Here is an 18,855-nt window from a genome sequence, read left to right as displayed (position 1 = left end):
AACGGTGGAGCAGGTTCTACCCGCGTGCCACAGCCCATGCATCCCTCCGGTCCGTGATGCGACGATCCCCTGCTTGCCTCGCGTTTGCCGAGCTGTGCTCCCCATCGCAAAGACACAGGTCCGGCAACGGCTCCGGGGACGTCAGTCCAGGGCGCGCAATCAGGCTGTGATGAACTGATGATCGTTAATTGAAAGCAGGGGGCGAATGGAAGCCGATGAGACGGCTCTGGAAGTGTCGGTTCTTGAAGGCACCGCACCAGAGAGGGCTGAGAAGAGGGCCCGGGACGCGCGCCGCATCGAGGGGTGGTCGATCGTCTGGATGCTCCTCGCCATGCTGGTCTGGGGGTGCTTTATCTTCCTGATGGTTGCCGATTTCGGCCCCGAGGTGTCCTCATACAAGGGGACCCACGCTGTGTGCCAGGGACCGCTCGGCGACCCGTCGCCTCAGGACAGAATCTGCCGAAGCGACGAACTGCGGCAGTGGCCCGCGCTGATGGGCATCCTCGCGCTGGCGTCCATAGCCACTGTCACCGCAGCGGCAACCATGGTGTACGCCAAGGTCCTCGCCCGCCTGGCCCACAGCGACGGGTCCGGCGTGCGGCCACAAAGCTGAGGTCCCGTCTGCGTGGAGACCAGAAGGCCGCCTCTGGTCACCAGACCACCGTGAAGGCATCAGCACAGCCGCCCTGAACCGTGCAGATCACCGTATCGACGAGAGCCTGCGCGGAGCGCACCTGTCAGAGGCCGCCCCCAGCTGTCCGATCCGGCAAGGACCTGGCTGGTGAGATACACGCGCCGTGGCAAATGCGCGGTTCCCTCCGCCGCCCCGGGGCCGGTCTGCTCCCAGACGCGCAGGCACGTCACCAGGACGCGCCCGACGGCTTCCAGGGCGAGGGCCGCGTCGCACGCCTCGTCAAGCAGGAGCCCGACCAGTGAGGTGACGGGGACGACGATCCGCTCGACGACGTCGACCAGCAACTCGGCCATCCGCGGCTCGGCGCCGGCGAACTCGTGGGCGGCTTCGAAGTCACCGGCCTGGATGGCGCGGAGGTAGCTGAACGCCCCGATCGCCGGGTCCGGGGTCGCCCAAACAGTGGAGTGCCGCGGCCCCCGGACCACTCGGCATCGGCATCAGAAGCGCATCAAGGCTGCCGGTCGTCGGCCCCCAGGTCTCAGCGCTGCCGGGAGGCGAGCCAGGCCGCCGTCGCTGCGGCGAGAGCGAGGGCGCCGAGCGCGATCAGTGGCATGCCGGGGCCAGGGCGCAGGTACAAGAACGCGCCTGCGGCGGTGAGGATCGCTCCGAAGGCAAGCAGAGGCGACGCCGGCCCGGTCGAGGTGGGTCGTGGCATGGCGCGTCTCCTGGCAGGGAGGAAGGGCAGACGGTCGTCTCAGGCTCCCATGCGGTGAAACGGGAGTACAGCATCCCGCCTCACCGTCCACGTCACAGAGCGGGAGTTCGGCTGACCCGTACTCGTTGCTCCGTGATCGGTGCCCGACCTCCGCCATCGGTACATGCTTGCCGTCTGACCGAGGGCGGACACCTGCCCGGATGCCTTACTCGTCGAGCTCTCTAGGGGCCCTGCGCTCCGATCCGCAGGTTGGGAGGGCACCGGGTCGGCGCGAGGCGGGAAGGGGCGGTAGAAAGGAGCATGACCGAACTCCCGCATGCCACTGTTCCTTCGGCACCTCTGGACGACACAGTCGACGTGGACGACGTGACCCGTGCTCTTCTGACGGCCTCCCGGCTTCTTGTGGCGGTCTCCGCTCGCTCCCTCGCGGCGGCTGAGGACAAGGTCACGCTGGCGCAGTTCCGGATGCTGGTGGTGCTGGCCACTCGGGGCGCGGCGAAACTTGTGGTGCTTGCCGAAGCACTCGGGGTCAACCCCTCGACGGCGATGCGCATGGTCGACCGCCTGATCGTGGCCGGACTGGCAGACAGGCGGCCCAATCCTGAGAACCGCCGCGAGACGATGCTGTCGGTGACTCCCGGGGGCTTGCGCCTCGTGGAGGAGGTAACGGCCCGGCGCCGGCAGGAGATCGCGGCCATCGCCGCGCGCATTGATCCCAGTCAGCGGGCGGCACTGGTAGAAGCGCTCACCGCGTTCAATGCCGCCGGCGGCGAGCCCACTGTGCGCGATGGGGACGGTTCGCTCTTTCCACTGGGATGGAGCGACCCAGCGCAGCGGGGGAGCGGTGGGCAGGGTGACGGGGGCAGGCCCTGAGTGCGACCGGCCGGTGATCCGACGCCAGCGGATGTCTCCAGATCCAGGGGCTCCGGGTTCTCGCCTGCTCGACGATGCGGACGAGAGGCACAGCACGGAGTCGGAAGTCACTCGGAACGAGACCGAGATGGATGACATCGGCCCTGTGGGAGCACCACACCTGTGGGAGCACCACACCTGTTGATGCTCCGGCCCGGTGAGCTCTGGGTGTCCCACGCTCGGCCGGTGTCGAAAAGGCGGGCCGACCCAACGCCTTCCACGAGCCGCGTGCAAGTTCGCGAAGCCCTTGGCTCCACGGGCGGACGGGCTCGTCACTTGGGAACGCTGGCCGCGACGTCGTCCAATGTGGCGTCAGTGACGAGGCCGGTGTCCTCCAGTACATCCATGTGGTCCTGGACGGTGTTGTTGGCCTGTGTGGCAAGACGCCTCACCAATGAGTTCTTGGTGGATGCGCGGACCTCGCCGATCGTGATGAACACCTTTCCGTGGGAAGACCGGAGCAGGTCCACGAAGAGCTGGTCGAAGGCGCTGCCCCGCGCGTTCCGCAACTGGTCGACCCAGCCTTGTTGTTCGGCTGTCGCCTCGTTGGGGATGGGCACGTGCAGCGCCTCGGAGTCCTCGCGGACCAGTTGGTCGAGCTTGCTGTGGCCGTCGAGCAGGTGAAGGCCGGCTCGTTTGATCGCTTCGCTCGATGCATTCGATTGGGCGAGTCGGCCCGCCGGGATCTCCCATAGCCCCGCCTGGCGGACCTTGCCCAGGAAGGCCTTGTCCAGTGGGGTGACCCCATCGCTATGCGCCGCCTGGGGTACCGCCGGAGCGGCCTCCGCCGCCGGGAGGCCGGCGGCAGCCGACTCGTCGGCCGAGCTGTTTTGGAACGAGAGCCAGGTGGCCGCCGTGGCGATCGCCGCCACGACTGAAATGGTCGAGACCACGAGACGGCGACGGGACGCGGGTCGAGTACTGCGCGCATGAGTTTTCATCACAACTCCTAAGTCCACGACAGCTCGCCGGTGTCGGAACCGGCGTGTTATGTCTGGAACTGTTGGGGTGTGGACACGCTAACCTTTGCCCTAGGCAAACTATGCGATTTAGCGGTGATGCTCAAAAGTGAGAAGGGGTAGCTGTCATCGGCTAGCATCCCCCCGGCTCGCTCGACATCACTCCTTGCACGGAGGCCGCGCATGGTCAGTGCGATGCAGACGCGATCCGAATCCTCCGCCTCGCATCCGAACTCGCCGGACGTGTTCACTCGGCTTCTTCCTAGTGACCTGAGTCAGAGATTCGGTGGCAGTAGGCGGCGACCTCGTCGAGGATTTCTTCGGCGGTCTTCGTCCAGGGAGGCCTGCGTCTCCGCGACGGCGAGTGCCTGTTCGGCCCGGCCGAGGGCTGCCCGCAGGTAGGTGACGACGGTACGCAGGCGCGCCAGGTCAGGCGGGAGATCGGACGCGTGTTCTATTCTATGGCAGGCCGCCGAGGCGATCCCCGGGCCCGGCGTCACGGCGGGCGGGCTCGCCTATGAGCAGAAGTTCGACGGCCACCGGGCGATCTTGTTCACCCCTACCGACCCCGGCGGGCGAGTACTGCTCCAGACGCGCCGGGGCTCTCTCGTGCAGGACCGGTTCCCCGACCTGGTCGCGGCGGCGGGAGAGCAGTTGCCGGGCGGCCTGGTCCTCGACGGCGAGTTGCTGGTGTGGGATCCGGAGGCGGGCCGGCTCAGCTTCGAGGCGTTGCAGCGCCGGGCCGCCGCCCGCGCCCGCAGCGCCTCCATCCTCACGGCCCGGACACCGGCGTACTTCGTGGCGTTCGACGTCCTCCAGGCCGACGGCGTCGAGTTGCTCGCGTTGCCGTATCGGGAGCGCCGCCGGCGCCTGGAAGTCCTCTTCGCGGCCCGGGGCCTGGCGGCCCCGTGGACGTTGTGCCCGATGACCACGGACCCGGTCAAGGCCCGGGAGTACATCGGGTGGATCGCCCAGAACGCCGGTCCCCACACCGCCCTCGCCGGGGGCGGCACCGTATCCGCCGCCGCAGCGATCACCATCGGCCTGCTCTACCCGCGCCCGCCCGTACTCCCCGAGGTCAGACCTCGCCCGCTCGGTACCCATGCGAGGTCGTGATCAGCTCTGGTGGGAGGCGCATCACCCGGCGGCGAGGGCCCCCGGGGCGAGCGCCCCGGCGGCCAGGATCTGCGGGTGCCCGCCGGGCATCGAGCACAGGTATCCCCGGACTGGCAGGAGGACCCGCGCCCATGACGAACAGCGGTGAATCCCGGCAACCGGGAGCGCGGTGGGTCACCGGACGGACCCGATCGGGGCGGGCGGGACGGTGGCAGGACTCATCGGGGGCTCTTGGCAGGGAGGGAATGCGATGCACGCAGCCTCCCACGGAGCGGTCGCCCCGTCGGCGTCCTGGGCCCCGGATCTCATTCGGCCGATGTCTGCCCCGAGGGCGGTCCGGCCGACGCCACGCCACCGGAATGAAGCACCGTAATACTTCCGTCTCATCCATTTTCATCGCTAATGATCCCTCATGGGTGATTGTGGAGGTATGGACTTCGCCCGGTACGACCTCGCAGTGGACATGACCCTGACGAACATCGCCTGGTTCCTGGTCGTCGGTCTTCTTGTCGTGGGCTTCCTGATCGGCTCGTTCGTGCTGGGTCAGCGCCTTCGGAAGCAGGAGCGCCGGCCACCCGCGCCCGACAGCCAGCCCCACCTGCCTGTCGGCGGTGCGGTGTACGAGGTGCGCGGGGAACGAGAGTCGCGCGGTTTCCCCGAAGGCGGTCTGCGCCCGCACCAGATTGGCGGCTACGGCAATGGCGGCTCGACCACCCACACCCACCCCGAAGAAGCGCGCGCGGCGCGGGAGTCGACCTTCGAACACCCCAACCCACGTACGAAATGATCCGGTTCGGCATCTGCGGAATCCGGAGCACGCGACCGCCACGTCGCCCCGGGCTACCACTGGCAGGTGCCTCTCACGTCATCGGACACGGGGGATGAAGGAGGCCCGATCATCATGGCCACAGTCACGCACAACCAGACCCGTCGCGGGCGGCGCGTCGTTCTCGACGACCACCTTCCGGTCGATCACCGACTACGGCGCGTCTATCGCGGCGGTGCGGGGCTCATGGGCGCGTTTCTGGTCGTGTTCGGCGTCCTGGGGCTGATCGACCGGATCGGGTTCTTCAGCACCAGCGGGAGCATGGTGATGGGCCTGGGCAGCAACGGCGCGTTGAGCGTGGCCTCCGTCCTGGTGGGCGGCCTGCTCCTGGCGGGCGCGGTGATCGGGGGCAATACCGCGTCCACCGTCAACATCATCGTGGCCGTTGCCTTTCTCGCGGCCGGTTTCGCGAGCCTCGCCGTTCTGGACTCCCGTTTCAACGTGTTCGCGTTCCATCTCCAGAACGTGGTCTTCAGCTTCGTGACCGGCCTGCTGCTGATGACGTTCGGCATGTACGGGCGGGTCAGCGGATCGCTGCCCCACGACAACCCGTACTGGCAGTCCCGCCACCCCCGAAGCTAACGTGCCCCGGGACCTGTCATGCTCGCCCTCACTCGGAGGCTGTCCCGTCCTGCCCCAGTCGATTGGTTTCGGCGCTGCGGATGGCGTGGGCGGCGTTGATGAGGCCGATGTGGCTGAAGGCCTGGGGGAAGTTTCCGAGTGCTTCGCCGGTGCGGGTGTCGACTTCTTCGGGCAGGAGCCCGACGTCGTTGGCGTGGGTGAGAGCGGTCTCGAAGACCTGGCGGGCGCGGGCGTTCTGGCCGGTGAGGGCGAGGGCTTGGGCGAGCCAGAACGTGCAGAGCAGGAAGGTTCCCTCGTCGTGGTCGATGTCGTCCTTGAGGTAGCGGCGTACCAGGCCGCGGGAGTCGGTCAGTTCCCGGGCGATTGTCTCGATGGTGGAGCGCACGCGGGGGTCGTCGCCGGGGAGGAAGCCAGTGAGGGGCAGCATGAGTGCGGAGGCGTCGAGGCGTGGGCTGCCGAAGGCTTGGGTGAACGCGCCGGCTCGTTCGTTGTAGCCCTGGCCTTCGATGGTGTCGCGGATCTGGTCCCGGATGTGCTGCCAGTCGGTGACGCGGTCGTGGGCGTCGAGGGCGGGTGCGAGGTCGATGGCGCGGTCCAGGGCGACCCAGCACATGAGTTTGGAGTGCAGGAAGTGGCGGGCGGGGCCGCGGCCTTCCCAGATGCCCTGGTCGGGGTCGGCCCACCGTCGGGCTGCGGCTTCGGCGCACTGGCGCAGGAAGGTACTGACCGGAGGGTCGAGTAGTTCGTCGTGGGGCAGGGTCTGGTGGGCGGCGTCGAGGAGTTCTCCGTAGACGTCGAGCTGTCGCTGGCGCCAGGCTTCGTTGCCGACGCGGACCGGGCTGCTGCCCCGCCATCCTGACAGGTGGGGCAGGGTGCGTTCGCTCAGGTCGCGTTCGCCGCCGATGCCGTACATGACCTGGAGGTCGACGCCGCGCTCCAGTTGGGTGGCGGCGGCCTGGGCGAGGAAGGCGAAGAAGTCGGCCTTCTCCTGTTTGCAGGCGGCGGTGGCCAGGGCCTGGAGGGTGAGGCTGGCGTCGCGGACCCAGGTGTAGCGGTAGTCCCAGTTCCGGGTTCCGCCGATGCTCTCGGGGAGCGAGGTCGTCGCGGCGGCGACGATCGCACCGGTCGGTGCGTAGGTCAGGGCGCGCAGCACCCTCCCGCTGTGGCGGACCTGCTCTTCCCAGGGGCCGGTGTAGGCGGCGTGGAGGGTGGACCAGGAACACCAGCCCGTTTCGGTGTCGGACAGCCGGCGGCGGATGCGGCGGCGGGACCACGGCGTGGGGTCGGGTCCCCAGGCCGGATCGGCGCTGAGCGCGAACCCGAGCCGGTCCCCGGTGGTGAGGGTGGCCTCGGCGTGGGCGGTCGAGCCCGTCAGGCGGAAGGCGAGGTCGGTGGCGAGCATCAGCGACTGGGCGCCCCCGCGGGCCGACAAGCCCCCACGGACTCGGGTCATGACCGGCTGGATCAGGCCGAACTCCGGGCGCGGGGCGTACTCCACGGCGATGTCGACCGTGCCGCTCGTACAGGTGACCTGGCGCAGCAGGGTCCCTGGGGAGGACTGCCCCATGCCGTGTCCGCGTTCGCGTTTGCCCAGGGCCAGCGCGTCCAGGAGGACCGCCGTCCCAGTGGGGGTGCGGAAAGTGGTCTCCACGACCAGGGTGTCGGGCAGGTAGCGGCGGCTCACCTCGCCCGGGCCGCCGACAGGGAGGATCGACCAGTGGCCCGCGTCCTGGTCCAACAGGCGGGCGAAGACGGCCGGCCCGTCGAAGCGGGGGAAGCACAGCCAGTCCACCGACCCGCCCGAACTCACCAGTGCCGCCGACCGGCAGTCCGAGAGGACCGCGTAATCGCCGATGGGCCGCTCGCTCACGCTGACGCTCCCGTTCGACGATCCCCGAGACCCCGGCCGACGCCGACGATGCCGTCCGAAGCCCCGGCGGTACGGTCGCAAGCGTCGGCACTCCCCGCTCCGAGGCCGGCGACGTGACGGCAAGCCCCGGAGCAGGCAGTGGTGAGCCAGCCACCCATCCCGGGGCGGCTGGAGCCCCACCAGGAGACACCCTGTACACGCGTCCGAACCGGCACCACGCCGGCAACGCGCTGCCTGCCACCCGAACGCCCTCAGTCCCCGTGCCCGGTCGCCCGTCTGCTCCTCCCGGCAGGCGCCCTTCCGCGGGCGGAACTAACGTCGACCGGGACCGCACCGGGCGCCGCAGGCGGGGCCGCGATCCGCGTCGCCCGCTGCACGGGCAGGACACCCCTGGCCCGCCCGATCACCTTCCGGCGGGCACTCCACGGCAGACGGGAGCGTGTGTGAGCGCCGCTGCTCCGATGCGGACCAACGGCCACGAGCCCTGGCAGAGCGGCCCGTACGCCGAGGCGATCTGCGTGCCGGGGGAAGGGCTCACGTTGCGTGATGCCGAGGGCTGGTGTCTGCCCCTGGACGTCCGGCGCTGGTGTGCGCAGGCGGACGACACGGACCGGGGCGTCGTGGACCGCTGTGTGGGCCGGGTCCTGGACATCGGGTGCGGGGCGGGGCGCCTCGTCGAGGAAGTCTCCCGGCGAGGGCATCGTGTCCTGGGGATCGACGTGTGCCCGACCGCTGTCATCTCCACGGTGTGCCGGGGCGGTACGGCAGCCAGCCTGTCGGTATTCGAGCCGCTCCCCGGGGAGGGGCGCTGGGACACCGCGCTCCTGGTCGACGGGAACATCGGCATCGGCGGGGATCCCCGCCGCCTGCTGAAGCGCATCCGCCGCGTGGTCCGCGACCGGGGGCTCCTGATCGCGGAGGCCGCCCCTGCCGATGTCGACGAGCGGCGCCGGGTGCGGATCCACACGGGGCAGACGGCGGCGAGCCCCGTCTTCGCCTGGGCCACCGTCGGCACCCGGGCCCTGGTCCAGCACGGCCGCACGTCGGGCTGGACACCCGTCGAACAGTGGGCCTGCACCTCAGGGGAACGTCACTTCGTGGCCTTGCGGGCCCGCGCCTGAGCCCGGACCTCCTCGCGTTCCGGCCGCAGGCGCAGCCAGGTCCGCACGAGCAGGACGATCGCCGAGGCGATGAACAGGCCAGCGGTGATCAGAAGCCAGCGGGCGAGAAAGCCGTCGGCCGACAGCGCGGTGTAGGCCGTGTAATGGCCGCCCTGTTGGAGGATCAGCGGCCACCAGACGAGGAACAGGACACCGGCGATGAAGAGGGGAATACGGAGGTAGTTCACGCTCGGACACGGTTGGCTCATATCCGAGGGCACGTTCCGGCTACGGAAGAGGTGCTGGGCGGCGCGGTCGGTGAGTGAGTAGGCGGGGAGCAGCAGCAGGTCGTGAACGAGGGCGGCGCCGACGAACCAGATCGCCACCCCGATGGTGTCGCCCTTCAGGAGGCGGATGCCGGCGTAGAGGGCGAGGGCGAAGCAGGCCAGCGTGAGCAGGAGGTGGAGCGGGGAGGCGCCGTAGCGGGCGCGGAACGTGCTCCGGTTCATGCGGGCTCTCCGAAGGTGAGGCGAGTGACCCATTTGGTGTTGTGGACGCCCGGAGCGGCCGGGATGATCACGCGCGCCGGGTAACCGTGGTCGGGCGACAGATCCGCGCCGTTCACGCGCATCGCGAGAAGCGAGCGGTCGTCACGTGCCTGGTTGGGGGCGAGGACCACGGAGGAGAACGATCCGCCGCGCTGGACCGACTCGACCAGGACCTGTGGTGTGTCGGTGCCGAGGCCGACAAGGGCTGCCAGATCGGTGAGGCGTACGCCGGACCACTGCTGGTCCGGGGTGGACCAGCCCTCCACGCACGCGATCGGCAGCGCCGCCTCCCGCTGGGGCATCGCCAGCAGCATGTCCCGGGTCAACACCTCCTGACGGCCGCCTCCGCGCACGGTCAGCCGCCAGGCGGGCCCGATGTCGCTGGGCCGGATCCCGCTGGAGGCCGCCGTCTTGTTGATCTGGAAGCCGTTCGGGCCCGTGCCGGGGTCACGGCCGTGCGGGGCCAGCAGGGCGGTCTTGCGCCACCAGCCGCCGATGCTCTGGCCGGCCGTCACCAGCAGAAGGGCCAGCGAGCCGGCGCCCACCATCGCTACCGCTCCGCGCCGGGAGATCGTCGGGGCCGCCGGACGGGGCGAGACCAGCCCGGCCGCCTCCTGAGAATCCGCCGCGGGCTGCCAGTCCCGGCCCGCCCGGACGGCTCGCACGGCGCGCGGTAGCCGGAAGGAGACGTGGACGACGAACGCGGCCATGAACACCCAGGCACCGTAGAAGTGCAGGGTGTAGAAGGAGCCCGGGAAGATGTAGTTCAACTGGATGTTCAGGATCCCGGTGATGAACGTGAACCCGGCCCCGCCCACCAGCAGGAGCAAGGACAGCCGTTCGAGGGCGTGGGCGGCCGAACGGACCGGAGGCCACTCGAAGAGCTTCGGGATCACCGACCACAGCTTGGCCAGGAGCACCGGGACCAGGACCACGCCGAGGACCGTGTGCACGCCCTGCGTCAGCCGGTACAGCCAGTACGGCGATGTCGGCCAGGTGAACAGGTAGAACCCCAACCACCCCTTGTCCGGCGTCTGATCGTTGCGCGCCGCCAGGTCCGGGTTGTAGGACGCGTACGACAACAGACCCGTCACGAACAGCACCACGACCCCGACCAGCAGGATCAGGCCGAACACCCCGGTCAGCCAAGGCCCCCGCAACGGGCTCCGCCAGAATCCCGGACGGGCGGGGCCCGGCGGCGGACCCGCCGACCGCGCCCTGCCGACCGCGTCCCGCACCCGTTCGGCGACCGGTGTACGCGGGGGCTTCCCGCGCCTCTGCGGCCGCTCGGGCACACCGTCCGGCCGGCTACTCTCGACGCTGGCATCCATCCGGCACATCTCTCCATGTATCCGGCTCATCGGGCATGAGCGTCCGGGAGAACATCCCGCGCTCACGCGCCTCACCGGATCCACGACACGCATCAACCATCCTTACGGCTCCTCCCGATCCGTCGGAGGCACGCCGCGGCACCCGGGGCGATGCCGAGGCGGCCGCCGCGCGCGGGGAGCAGACGCTCGCTCGGCCAGCTCTACCACTGCCTCCAGACCCGTGTGCCCTTCGACAAAGTGATCGCCTTTCCAACGGTCCCCGCACCGGCTGCGGCGCCGGTGGAGCGCCCGCCGGGCCTGGGCCCGATCGCGGCCTGGTCGACGGAAGTGCCCTTGCCGGTGACCGGGAGCTTCGCGGCGCCGGGTCGGGGCAGTGTCCGCGCCGACATGGTGTTCACCGCGCCCCACACCGCGCTGCCGCTCTTGTTTGTGGAGGTCGACAACGGTACGGAGTCGCCGCCGATTCTGGCGGAGAAGATCGCCCGCTACCGCCGCTTCCTCGCCCGCGGCGTCCCGCAGGCAGGGCGGGCCACGGTGGGGGGTGACCTCTCGCTGTGGCGCACGGTGTGGACGACACCCACGGCGAAGTACCGGGAGGCGCACCCGCCGTTGGCGATCGTGTTCACCAAGCAGATGACGCCGGCCGCGATGGAGACCCGGATGCGGGAGGTCGAGCGTCTGAGCGTCCAGGAGTGGCGGGGCCACTGGCACACCGCCGGAACCCACTCGGACGGCACCAAGGATGGCTACCGCGATTACACCGGCGTGGTGCCAGTGATCGTGACCGTCCTGGACCTCCTGGAGGAGCACGGCCCGCACGGGCCGATCTGGTGCCGCTACGGCCGCAAGAGCCACGAGACCCTCAACGACGCCTTGGCCAACCCCGACGACTACAGCGCCTACTCCGTCCGCGAGGAACAATGCCGGGCGGCCGATGAGGGGGAGCGCCAACGGGAAGAGCAGGAGCACCAGGAAGAGCGCTGGCGCCGGGACGCTGCGGCGTGGCGTTGCCGGGAGTGCGGACGCAAGGTCTACCCCGACGACGACGCACGGGGCACGAAAGCCGCAGGTGGTCTCTGTGACATCTGCCAACACCGGGCCGACCGCGACGCCGAGCAGGCCCGGGAACGGGCCCAGGAGCAGGCGGCGGCCGGAGTCGACGCGAGGCTGGACGGACCTCTCGGATGGATCCGTGCTTTGCGCTCCGGAGGGCGATGAGCACCACGCGCCGCCCGCTCGGGCACAGACCGGTGCCCACCGTCGCCGACCAGGAGTCGCCGGTGGCTTCCCGGCGGACCGCCGGAGCGGGCCGCCCAGGACGAGCTCCGCCCGTCCGTCTCGGCGTCGGCGGCCTCCGCCGCGGCTGGGCGCCGGCCGCTGGGGGGCCCACAGCTGACGGACCATGCTGGGCAAGCCTGCGAAGGACAGGAGGGCAACCCCTTGACCGGCGAGGGTTCCATGGCAGGCAAGGGGGGTCTGGCCGTCGATTCGCAGGCTTGCCCAGGCTCCCTCGGCGCGCTGGGAGTTGCACCGGAGGTTGTCTGCAGGGGTGGCTGCAGAGGCGGACTAGGCGTGGCACCGGAGGTGTGACCGGGAGTGGGACCCCCCCGAACCGGAGTGGGCGCGTTCGGGCAGGTCAGAGGCCGTGGGCAAGCCCGATCTGAAAAACGACACCTCTTTGTCCACGCAATAGCCGTGGTGAGGGGTCTCCGTCGTGGCCGGGGCTGCGCGGACTGCGGCCGTCCCCGACGGATCCGGCCCGGCTTGCTCCACAACTTGCTCTACAACCTGCCTTTCAACTTGCTCTACAACTTGCTTCACAAGTAGCCCTGCAACTTGCCTCCAGACCGGCCCGGCGCGAGCTGCGGTGCGTTGTGACCTGGTGGTCAAGGGGTCGTCCTGCCGGTTACGGCACGCCGACTACTTCTGTACGACACCCTTCCGAGTCAACGGGGACGGCAGAACCTCCTGTGCCACCCCCTGCGCGATCAGCGCTGTGCCCTCGGACCGTTCTGCTGCGGTGCCTGCGCCGCCGCCGCCGGGGTGGCGGCCAGCGCCGGTTCCTGCCGCTTCCGCTGCTGTTGCCGGGCTGCGGCCAGGCGCGCGAGTAAGGGCCGCGGCTTCGGCCCGCGTCTCAGTGTCCAGGGCCCGCAAGATGCGCCGGCTGGTGTGCAGCGCGGTGATGACGTGGACCAGGACGACGACGGCCTGGCGGACGAAGCCGCCCCGGACCCATGCCCCGGCGAAGCGGATCTGACCGGCCGCCCAGCCACCGGCCTGAGGCCATGGGCGCAGCCGCCCGAGCAGTTGGCCGACCTGGTCGGATGAGGCTCCGCATCAAGAGCAGGACCAGGCCGTGTCCACGCAGAGGACCGACCGCTGGTTTTCGCGCCGTACCTGACCCGGGTCCAGCTGGCCGCGTGGGCAAGCCCAAGGCGACCGTGGGCAAGCCTCCTGCCGTCCCGTGGGCAAGCCCAGAGCGACCTGGGCAAGCCCGCGTTGTCGGCGGTAGCTGGGAGGCTTGGACACATGGACAGGGATGAGGAGGTTGCTGCGCGGCCGGGTCTACGGCGCTGATAACGACCATCCGGGCCCGCGGCCGCACCGCGACTACGCCGAACTGGTCGGCGGTCCGCTCGATGGGCTGCTGCTGGACATCACCGGCTGGACGGCGGACGAGATCCGGACCGGCGTCGCGCTGATGACCGAGCTCGGGAATTGGCGCTGGCGGCCGTGCCCTGTACGACCCGCGGCCCGGCGAGCGGCGCCGCTGGGATTGGTCCGGAGACACGCCCTGAGGCTTCACCAGGAGTGCCTGTCCGGGGAGCTGTTGGAGGGCTTATGCGTCGGAGGCGCTGTTGGGTAGCGGTTCACAAAATCAGTGATGCGTTCCGTGCAGCCCGAGTATGTTTATCGGTAATCCATCGTGTGTGGTGAAGCGAGGCGAACATGCAGAATCCTGCGGCCGGTGATGTGAGTCGATCACGTATCGCTGAATTCCTTCGACACCTCGGCCCCGAGGTCCGCGCCAAGCTTCAGGTGGATGACGGATTGATCACCGGGGCGGACATGCTGGTGTCCCTCTGCTACACCCTGATGGACGCCGACAGCTCTCAGCCCTGGCAGGACCGTTGCGCCGCCGTCTTCGATGAGTTCACCAGTGGCGAGGCCGAAGCAGGGTTGAAGTACATCCTCACCAAACTTCAGGATACGGATGAGGCCATATCCTGGATCACCGCATTCAAAGGGCTGAACTACCAGGCTTTTGCGGTTCGCCTGCTGGGAGCAGCTGGCACGAGGCGCTTTCGTAACGCGTGGAAAGAGGATGCTGCGGTCGTAGGGCTGGCGATCCGGCGCGGACTGCGCGGGCTGATGCCCTTCGCCGTGGCCTGGGGCGACGCCATCGGCGTCATGACCGAGAACCAGCGGAAGGCCGTCACGAAGACCGACATCTTCGGCCTGGAGATCATGAAGGGACTCGTCCAGCTGGACGAGGCGTTCGGGAAGAAGTTCCTCTCCACACTGCCTATGCAGCTCACGATCGCGACCGCCGACGACCTCGCGGCTTGGCGGCCCGACGACTTGCCGGAGATCACCGCCAGCATCAGGCACCGGGTCGTCGAGTCCTCAGTCAAGAGACTGGAGAGGGAGAACTCGAGGCTCGTCCGGAAGCTCAGGGGCGCCAAGGACGCGCTCAAGCACTCGGAGGACGGCATCTCTCAGGCCGCCAACTCGCTGGTCGAGGTCATCGACCGGATCTTGCGCGAAGCGTTCTCCAAGGACGAGGCCCTGGCCTGGGTGGAGGCCAACCTCCCGAACGAGCCGGACTTGACCCACACGAACAAGGACGGCAAGACGCTGCCGACCAAGCGGGCCGAGGCTCTCTGCTTCTTCTACCGCGGGCGCCCCACGGCTCGTGAAGCCACCGAGTACGACGACGGCCAAGGGCCGGCCCTCTTCGAAGATGTCTTCGCCCGCGTTTTCGTGGCGACACGTGACCGTCTTGAGAAGATCAAGCACGCCGATCGCGGAACCCCAGAGGAGAGGGACCAGCTGGTCTCCCTCATGACCGGCCTTGAAGGGGCACTGATGCTGGGCCTCTTCGTCAGTCAGATCGGTCACCTGCCGGACTCGCAGCTTGAGGGAGCCAGAGCGTAGAAGTACCCGCTAGTTCCCATGGCAACGTACGAGTGGGGCCGGACAGCGCCTGCTGTCCGGCCCCACCTGCCCCAACTGCGACCTAAGGCTTCGCAGCGCGGCCGCCCCGCCGCCCGGTGGCGGCTACCCCCACCTCATCCCGATCTTGGACAACTGCTCCACCCGCTCCGGTGTCAGGGTGGCGGCCCGGCGGCGCTGGTTGTCGACCCACGTCCCGAGTCTCAGCGGGACGTCCCGCTGCGCCTGGCCGTCGCCGCCGAGGGTGATGGTCTCGACGTGCTTGCGCGGCACCGTCAGGTGGCCCTTGCGCGCGAAGAACTGCTCAGCCGCGGCGAGGTGCATCGCCCACTTGTCTGCCTGGCTGGTGCGCGGCTTCGGCTTCTCCTCCTCGGTCGCGGGCTCGATGCCGAGGATCTGTTCGCGCATCCACTGCTGGACCCCGGTGAGCTGGTCCCACCCGAGCCGGACGGACGTCACCCACCGGCCGAGGTCCTCGCCCTGGCGCACGACCTCGCCCGCCGTGGTCAGCAGCGCTTCGCCGGTATCCAGGTGCTGGCTGACGAGGTGGAAGCAGTGCTGCCACGTCACCGGCCACACCGGGCACCAGGACGGGTCGATCTTCTCCAGCTGCTCGCGCCGCTCCCGCGTCATCGCCCCGGCCGACGACTCCACCGGCAGCCCCTCCGCCCGCCGCTGCTCGATCTCCTGCGCCTTCCGCGCAGCGACCCGGGCGTTCTTCAGCCAGATCCCCACGGGTGCGCCCTGGTACGCGGCGTCCAGCGGCGCCAAGAGGTGCCCGTGCTCGGCGGCCCACCCGCGCGCGGCCGACAGCCCCTCCGCCCATGCGACGTCGAAGTGGGACCAGACCATCCCGAGCTTCCCCGCCCCGCCCGCGCACCCGCCCTTCGTGCCGCCCGCCCGCTCGGTTCACCCGGTACCGTCCGCCACCCTCGTACCCGACGCCCACCGGGAGGCATAGACAACCCTGGGGGCCGCCCACGCGGCCGACGACCTACCCGAGGCACTCGCCCAGGCCCACCAGCTCGAAAGGGCACTGGAGGCGGAGTACGGGCACCTGTACCCGTGCACGATCACGGTGCTGACGGCGCGGGCCTGGCTGCCCCCTGTGCCGGCGCAGCGACTGGCCCGGCACGGTCGAGCTGCTCATCACGACGGCCCTGCGCCGCCACAGCATCGGCGCCCGCCCCCACGCGGACACCATGCGGGCGGCCCGCAACGCCCACGCCGCATGGCGCATGGAGATGCTGCCCGTGGATCCTCAGGCCGCACTCGGCCTCGACGACCCCCTCGTGGACATGCTCGCGATCCTCGGTGAACCGGCTCTCCGCGGGGACGTCCTGACCCGCGCCGGGGAGGCGTTCACGCGGCGGCCTGCCCGGCAAGCGGCAGGGTGACGAGCCGATCCCGGACACCCGTAGGCGAGAGCCGGGGCGGTTTCCTGGGTCTCGTCGGCCGAGGAAGAGACGAAGCGCACCCGGCAACGGAAGGGCCTTCGCCGGATGGGGTGACCCGGATGGCTCATCTCCCACTGGGAACGCCGCGTTCCGCTAGATTCTTGATCAGCAGTCGTGGTTCCGATGTAGTGCTCGATCAGCAGTCGGAGGACCAGGGCGATCACCTCAACCCCAGGGGTACGCGCCAGTGCGTATCCCGTCCCCGACCAAGGAGCGACATGGCTCTCGGAACAGTGAAGTGGTTCAACTCCGAAAAGGGCTTCGGCTTCATCGAGCAGGACGGCGGCGGCCCGGACGTGTTCGCCCACTACTCGAACATCGCCACGCAGGGCTTCCGTGAGCTCCAGGAGGGCCAGCGGTCTCCTTCGAGGTCACTCAGGGCCAGAAGGGCCCGCAGGCCGAGAACATCCTTCCGGCCTGACCCACCAGCACGGCGCCCCATACCCCTCGGGTACGGGGCGCCGCGCCTTCCTGGTGCGGTGCAGGCGCGAAGTCAGAACTCACCTTCCGGTCTCGCTTCTCACCCATGGAGCCAGAACACCCGAGTCGCCGTGCCGGTCTTCCCCACGCGCTGAGGGGCCGTCACCCGTGTGGGGCGGCTTGAGGGCGCGCCCGTGTTGCCGGGCGCATCCCGGGCTTTGACCCGGCATGACCTCCCCACGGTGCCGCCGGGCCGCGCGTAGTCGAGGAGCGCGCGGAACTTGGGGCGCTGGAGGCATAGGGGTGCGGGCGCCAGGTGGCAGCGCCGTGTCCTCGACACGGGTGAAGCCCCGGCTCCGTGTCAGGCACCCATGTAGGACATAACGTGCATATATGGGTGCTATGGGTGGTTTCTTGGTAGTGATCGGGAGCCTGGTCCGATCATCCGCAGCGGATGCGGCCGACCGGGACGAGGCGTGTGCCGGGTGGGGCAACGCGGGCCGGCGGGTGGGCGCGTGCTGAAGAAGGCCGTGGTCGCTCTGGGGATCGTTCTGATCCTGTAGAGCTTGTTCGCGCTCTGCCTGGTCAGCGCGATGCAACTGCTTGTGCTGCGCAACACCCCGTTCGGGGTGACCGGCGCCTCCCCGGTCGTGAAGGCGGTGGCCTCGAAGGATGTCCCATGTTGAGGGTCAACCCGAAGATGCTGCCCAGGCTCGCGGAGATCGAAAGGGACCTGGTCCTGCGTCGCAAGCGCGCCGAGGAGGAACAGTGGCTCGGCGAGATCGAAGGCATCGACATGACCTTGACCTTCGTCCGCACCAAGCAGGCTGACGCAGCCCGAGCCGCCCAACGGACACCCGTCGCCCTCGGCATCCCGACGACCCGCCAGCCCGAATGAGATCCAGGTCCCCAATCCTTGCCTGGGGCCACCATCGAACAGATCAACAAAAAGGTGAAGAATGCGAAAGGCGATCGCCTCGACTCCCCATAGCTGTGTCAACGAATCACACGCTGGGCGGACGCGGCGACCGGTCGATCCTCTCGGCGCTGGCCAGCAGCTCCGGGTGCAACCGGCGTCTAGCGCTGAACAGCTCGATACCCAGAAGTCGTCCGTGTGAGTCGAAGTCGAGTATCGCAGTTTCGTCCTCGGCAGGTACCTGCCGGACGGCCTCTCCCGGGGCGATGCTGTCGACAAGGTAGATGTATGCCATGTCCGCCGATGCGTCGTATTCAACCCGCATTACCGGCCTTCCCCGTTGCTCACCAACCTGGCGTGTCAGGTCCTGGTCCTCCGGAGAGCGTACTGACGTCGAAAGATCGCCAGGACAGACCACAGCTCCCGAGACCCCCGGTCGGCTCGCCTTGACTAGTGCAGAGAAGCCACCAGCCATGTTGCAGGTACGGCCACGGGGCTTCGCCCTTGTGTCGGAGCTGTAGGACCCTGCGGTCCGCCGCCGGTTGCTGAGCGTGGACGACCCGGTTGAGCCGGTCGCCTTGCGGCCGTGGGGGCCGCAGGACGGGCCGGCGCCTCGGGTGTGGACGTGGCCGGCTGGCGACCGCCCGGTCCTGAACCGGCTCGCGCACGCCGCGCTCGTCGGCGTTGTCAAGGACGTGCTGCCGGAGACGGAGGTAGGTCAGTGGCCCCTGCTCGCGGCCCGCATGGACCGGATCCGCGACCAGGGCGGCCCCGCACTCCTCGCCGGACACCTGGCCCGCCTGAAGACCGACACCGGCTGGAAGGACGGCCCCGCCTCCACCACCGCCGGGCGGCTCGTGGACGCGACCCTGCGCTCCCTGACGACGCCGCCCTCCGCCCCGGCCGCGCCCGCGTCCCGCGTGAGGGTGTCCCCGGCGGCGGCCCGTTCCCGCTCCACCACCACCCCGGCCGCCGCGGCGGCTCCCGGCCGGCAGGCCCCGGCGGAAGCCGCTGTCCCCGCGCACCGGCAGCAGGCCGCACCGGGCAAGGGCGCGGGGCGCACGCGGTGACCGCGAAGGCTCCCACACCCGGACGGCAGGCCTTCCGGGCGTGGACGGAGCGGGTACGGGCGGCGTGGTGGGCGCTGTCGGACCGGGACCGGATCGCGGTCGACGGCCTGTTGCTGGCCGGCCTGCTGTTCGCGGCCGCCTGGCGGGCGGACCGCTCGGCATGGTGCAGGCGGACTTCGTCCTGTCGGTCCTGGCCGGCACGGCGGGCGTCGCCACTCTGTAC

Annotated in this window: 19 protein-coding genes and 2 pseudogenes; 13 read left to right on the top strand and 8 right to left on the bottom strand. The window is 69.6% G+C overall.

Features of this window, described 5'->3' with window-relative positions; genetic code table 11:
* Positions 1-205: 205 nt before the first annotated feature.
* Positions 206-613 (top strand): hypothetical protein, encoded by a 408-nt coding sequence (locus OG906_RS00200; protein ID WP_329438764.1) that lies wholly within the window; start codon positions 206-208, stop codon positions 611-613.
* Between the two features lie 59 nt (positions 614-672).
* Here the strand turns inward: OG906_RS00200 and OG906_RS00195 are convergent, their stop codons facing one another.
* Both OG906_RS00195 and OG906_RS00190 read right to left on the bottom strand, forming a co-directional pair.
* A complete protein-coding gene (locus tag OG906_RS00195) occupies positions 673-1,119 on the bottom strand; it encodes a hypothetical protein (protein WP_329438762.1) in 447 nt (148 codons plus the stop codon).
* A gap of 53 nt (positions 1,120-1,172) precedes the next feature.
* The gene (locus OG906_RS00190) at positions 1,173-1,349 is read right to left on the bottom strand and encodes a hypothetical protein (protein WP_329438760.1); all 177 of its coding nucleotides are present in this window, start codon (positions 1,347-1,349) and stop codon (positions 1,173-1,175) included.
* A 300-nt stretch (positions 1,350-1,649) separates the two neighbouring features.
* Here OG906_RS00190 and OG906_RS00185 point away from each other — a divergent pair, with 300 nt between their 5' ends.
* Positions 1,650-2,222: a MarR family winged helix-turn-helix transcriptional regulator gene (locus tag OG906_RS00185; RefSeq protein WP_329438758.1), complete on the top strand. Its 573-nt coding sequence runs from the start codon at positions 1,650-1,652 to the stop codon at positions 2,220-2,222.
* 311 nt (positions 2,223-2,533) lie between these two features.
* Here OG906_RS00185 and OG906_RS00180 read toward each other — a convergent pair whose 3' ends face one another.
* Positions 2,534-3,133 carry a DUF4142 domain-containing protein gene (locus tag OG906_RS00180; RefSeq protein ID WP_329438756.1) on the bottom strand — a complete coding sequence of 200 codons (600 nt, stop codon included), beginning with the start codon at positions 3,131-3,133 and terminating at the stop codon, positions 2,534-2,536.
* 489 nt (positions 3,134-3,622) lie between these two features.
* Here OG906_RS00180 and OG906_RS00175 point away from each other — a divergent pair, with 489 nt between their 5' ends.
* The 3 genes from OG906_RS00175 to OG906_RS00165 all read left to right on the top strand — a co-directional run bounded on the left by OG906_RS00175 (position 3,623) and on the right by OG906_RS00165 (position 5,744).
* Positions 3,623-4,336 carry an ATP-dependent DNA ligase gene (locus OG906_RS00175; protein WP_329438754.1) on the top strand — a complete coding sequence of 238 codons (714 nt, stop codon included), beginning with the start codon at positions 3,623-3,625 and terminating at the stop codon, positions 4,334-4,336.
* Positions 4,337-4,766: 430 nt separating this feature from the next.
* A complete protein-coding gene (locus OG906_RS00170) occupies positions 4,767-5,123 on the top strand; it encodes a DUF6479 family protein (protein ID WP_329438752.1) in 357 nt (118 codons plus the stop codon).
* Between the two features lie 114 nt (positions 5,124-5,237).
* The gene (locus OG906_RS00165) at positions 5,238-5,744 is read left to right on the top strand and encodes a DUF4383 domain-containing protein (RefSeq protein ID WP_329438751.1); all 507 of its coding nucleotides are present in this window, start codon (positions 5,238-5,240) and stop codon (positions 5,742-5,744) included.
* 28 nt (positions 5,745-5,772) lie between these two features.
* On the opposite strand, the gene OG906_RS00160 is transcribed toward OG906_RS00165, so the two are convergent.
* Positions 5,773-7,614: a glycoside hydrolase family 15 protein gene (locus tag OG906_RS00160; protein WP_329438749.1), complete on the bottom strand. Its 1,842-nt coding sequence runs from the start codon at positions 7,612-7,614 to the stop codon at positions 5,773-5,775.
* 443 nt (positions 7,615-8,057) lie between these two features.
* On the opposite strand from OG906_RS00160, the gene OG906_RS00155 reads away from it, so the two are divergent.
* Positions 8,058-8,735 (top strand): class I SAM-dependent methyltransferase, encoded by a 678-nt coding sequence (locus OG906_RS00155; RefSeq protein ID WP_329438747.1) that lies wholly within the window; start codon positions 8,058-8,060, stop codon positions 8,733-8,735.
* Here the strand turns inward: OG906_RS00155 and OG906_RS00150 are convergent.
* Together OG906_RS00150 and OG906_RS00145 are read right to left on the bottom strand one after the other, a co-directional pair.
* Positions 8,705-9,223, bottom strand: a complete 519-nt coding sequence (locus OG906_RS00150; RefSeq protein WP_329438745.1) for a hypothetical protein — start codon at positions 9,221-9,223, stop codon at positions 8,705-8,707. The genes OG906_RS00155 and OG906_RS00150 overlap by 31 nt on opposite strands.
* Positions 9,220-10,398 carry a molybdopterin-dependent oxidoreductase gene (locus OG906_RS00145; RefSeq protein ID WP_443067333.1) on the bottom strand — a complete coding sequence of 393 codons (1,179 nt, stop codon included), beginning with the start codon at positions 10,396-10,398 and terminating at the stop codon, positions 9,220-9,222. The genes OG906_RS00150 and OG906_RS00145 overlap by 4 nt, the downstream gene beginning before the upstream one ends.
* 432 nt (positions 10,399-10,830) lie before the next feature.
* Here OG906_RS00145 and OG906_RS00140 point away from each other — a divergent pair, with 432 nt between their 5' ends.
* From OG906_RS00140 to OG906_RS00130, 3 genes and pseudogenes are all read left to right on the top strand, one after another.
* Entirely contained in the window at positions 10,831-11,811 is a 981-nt protein-coding gene (locus OG906_RS00140; RefSeq protein ID WP_329438743.1) for a replication-relaxation family protein, read from the top strand.
* Between the two features lie 1,311 nt (positions 11,812-13,122).
* Positions 13,123-13,391: pseudogene (locus OG906_RS00135) on the top strand (hypothetical protein).
* A gap of 151 nt (positions 13,392-13,542) precedes the next feature.
* A complete protein-coding gene (locus OG906_RS00130; protein ID WP_329438741.1) occupies positions 13,543-14,751 on the top strand; it encodes a hypothetical protein in 1,209 nt (402 codons plus the stop codon).
* A 123-nt stretch (positions 14,752-14,874) separates the two neighbouring features.
* On the opposite strand, the gene OG906_RS00125 is transcribed toward OG906_RS00130, so the two are convergent.
* On the bottom strand, positions 14,875-15,621 hold the full coding sequence (locus OG906_RS00125) for a helicase associated domain-containing protein (protein ID WP_443067332.1): 747 nt from the start codon (positions 15,619-15,621) through the stop codon (positions 14,875-14,877).
* Between the two features lie 350 nt (positions 15,622-15,971).
* Here OG906_RS00125 and OG906_RS00120 point away from each other — a divergent pair, with 350 nt between their 5' ends.
* The 3 genes and pseudogenes from OG906_RS00120 (at position 15,972) to OG906_RS00110 (ending at position 17,544) form a co-directional block, all read left to right on the top strand.
* Positions 15,972-16,166, top strand: coding sequence for a hypothetical protein (locus OG906_RS00120; protein WP_329438739.1), 195 nt, complete (start codon positions 15,972-15,974; stop codon positions 16,164-16,166).
* Between the two features lie 278 nt (positions 16,167-16,444).
* Positions 16,445-16,647, top strand: a pseudogene (locus tag OG906_RS00115) (cold-shock protein).
* A 678-nt stretch (positions 16,648-17,325) separates the two neighbouring features.
* Positions 17,326-17,544: a recombinase gene (locus OG906_RS00110; protein ID WP_329438737.1), complete on the top strand. Its 219-nt coding sequence runs from the start codon at positions 17,326-17,328 to the stop codon at positions 17,542-17,544.
* Between the two features lie 106 nt (positions 17,545-17,650).
* On the opposite strand, the gene OG906_RS00105 is transcribed toward OG906_RS00110, so the two are convergent.
* On the bottom strand, positions 17,651-17,887 hold the full coding sequence (locus tag OG906_RS00105; RefSeq protein WP_329438735.1) for a DUF2283 domain-containing protein: 237 nt from the start codon (positions 17,885-17,887) through the stop codon (positions 17,651-17,653).
* 226 nt (positions 17,888-18,113) lie between these two features.
* On the opposite strand from OG906_RS00105, the gene OG906_RS00100 reads away from it, so the two are divergent.
* Positions 18,114-18,632, top strand: a complete 519-nt coding sequence (locus tag OG906_RS00100; RefSeq protein WP_329438732.1) for a hypothetical protein — start codon at positions 18,114-18,116, stop codon at positions 18,630-18,632.
* Positions 18,633-18,855 lie beyond the last annotated feature (223 nt).

This window comes from Streptomyces sp. NBC_01426, from assembly GCF_036231985.1.
In the GTDB taxonomy this organism is placed as follows: domain Bacteria; phylum Actinomycetota; class Actinomycetes; order Streptomycetales; family Streptomycetaceae; genus Streptomyces.
Note: the sequence above shows the minus strand (reverse complement) of the source record. Positions and strands in the feature narration are given on the sequence as shown.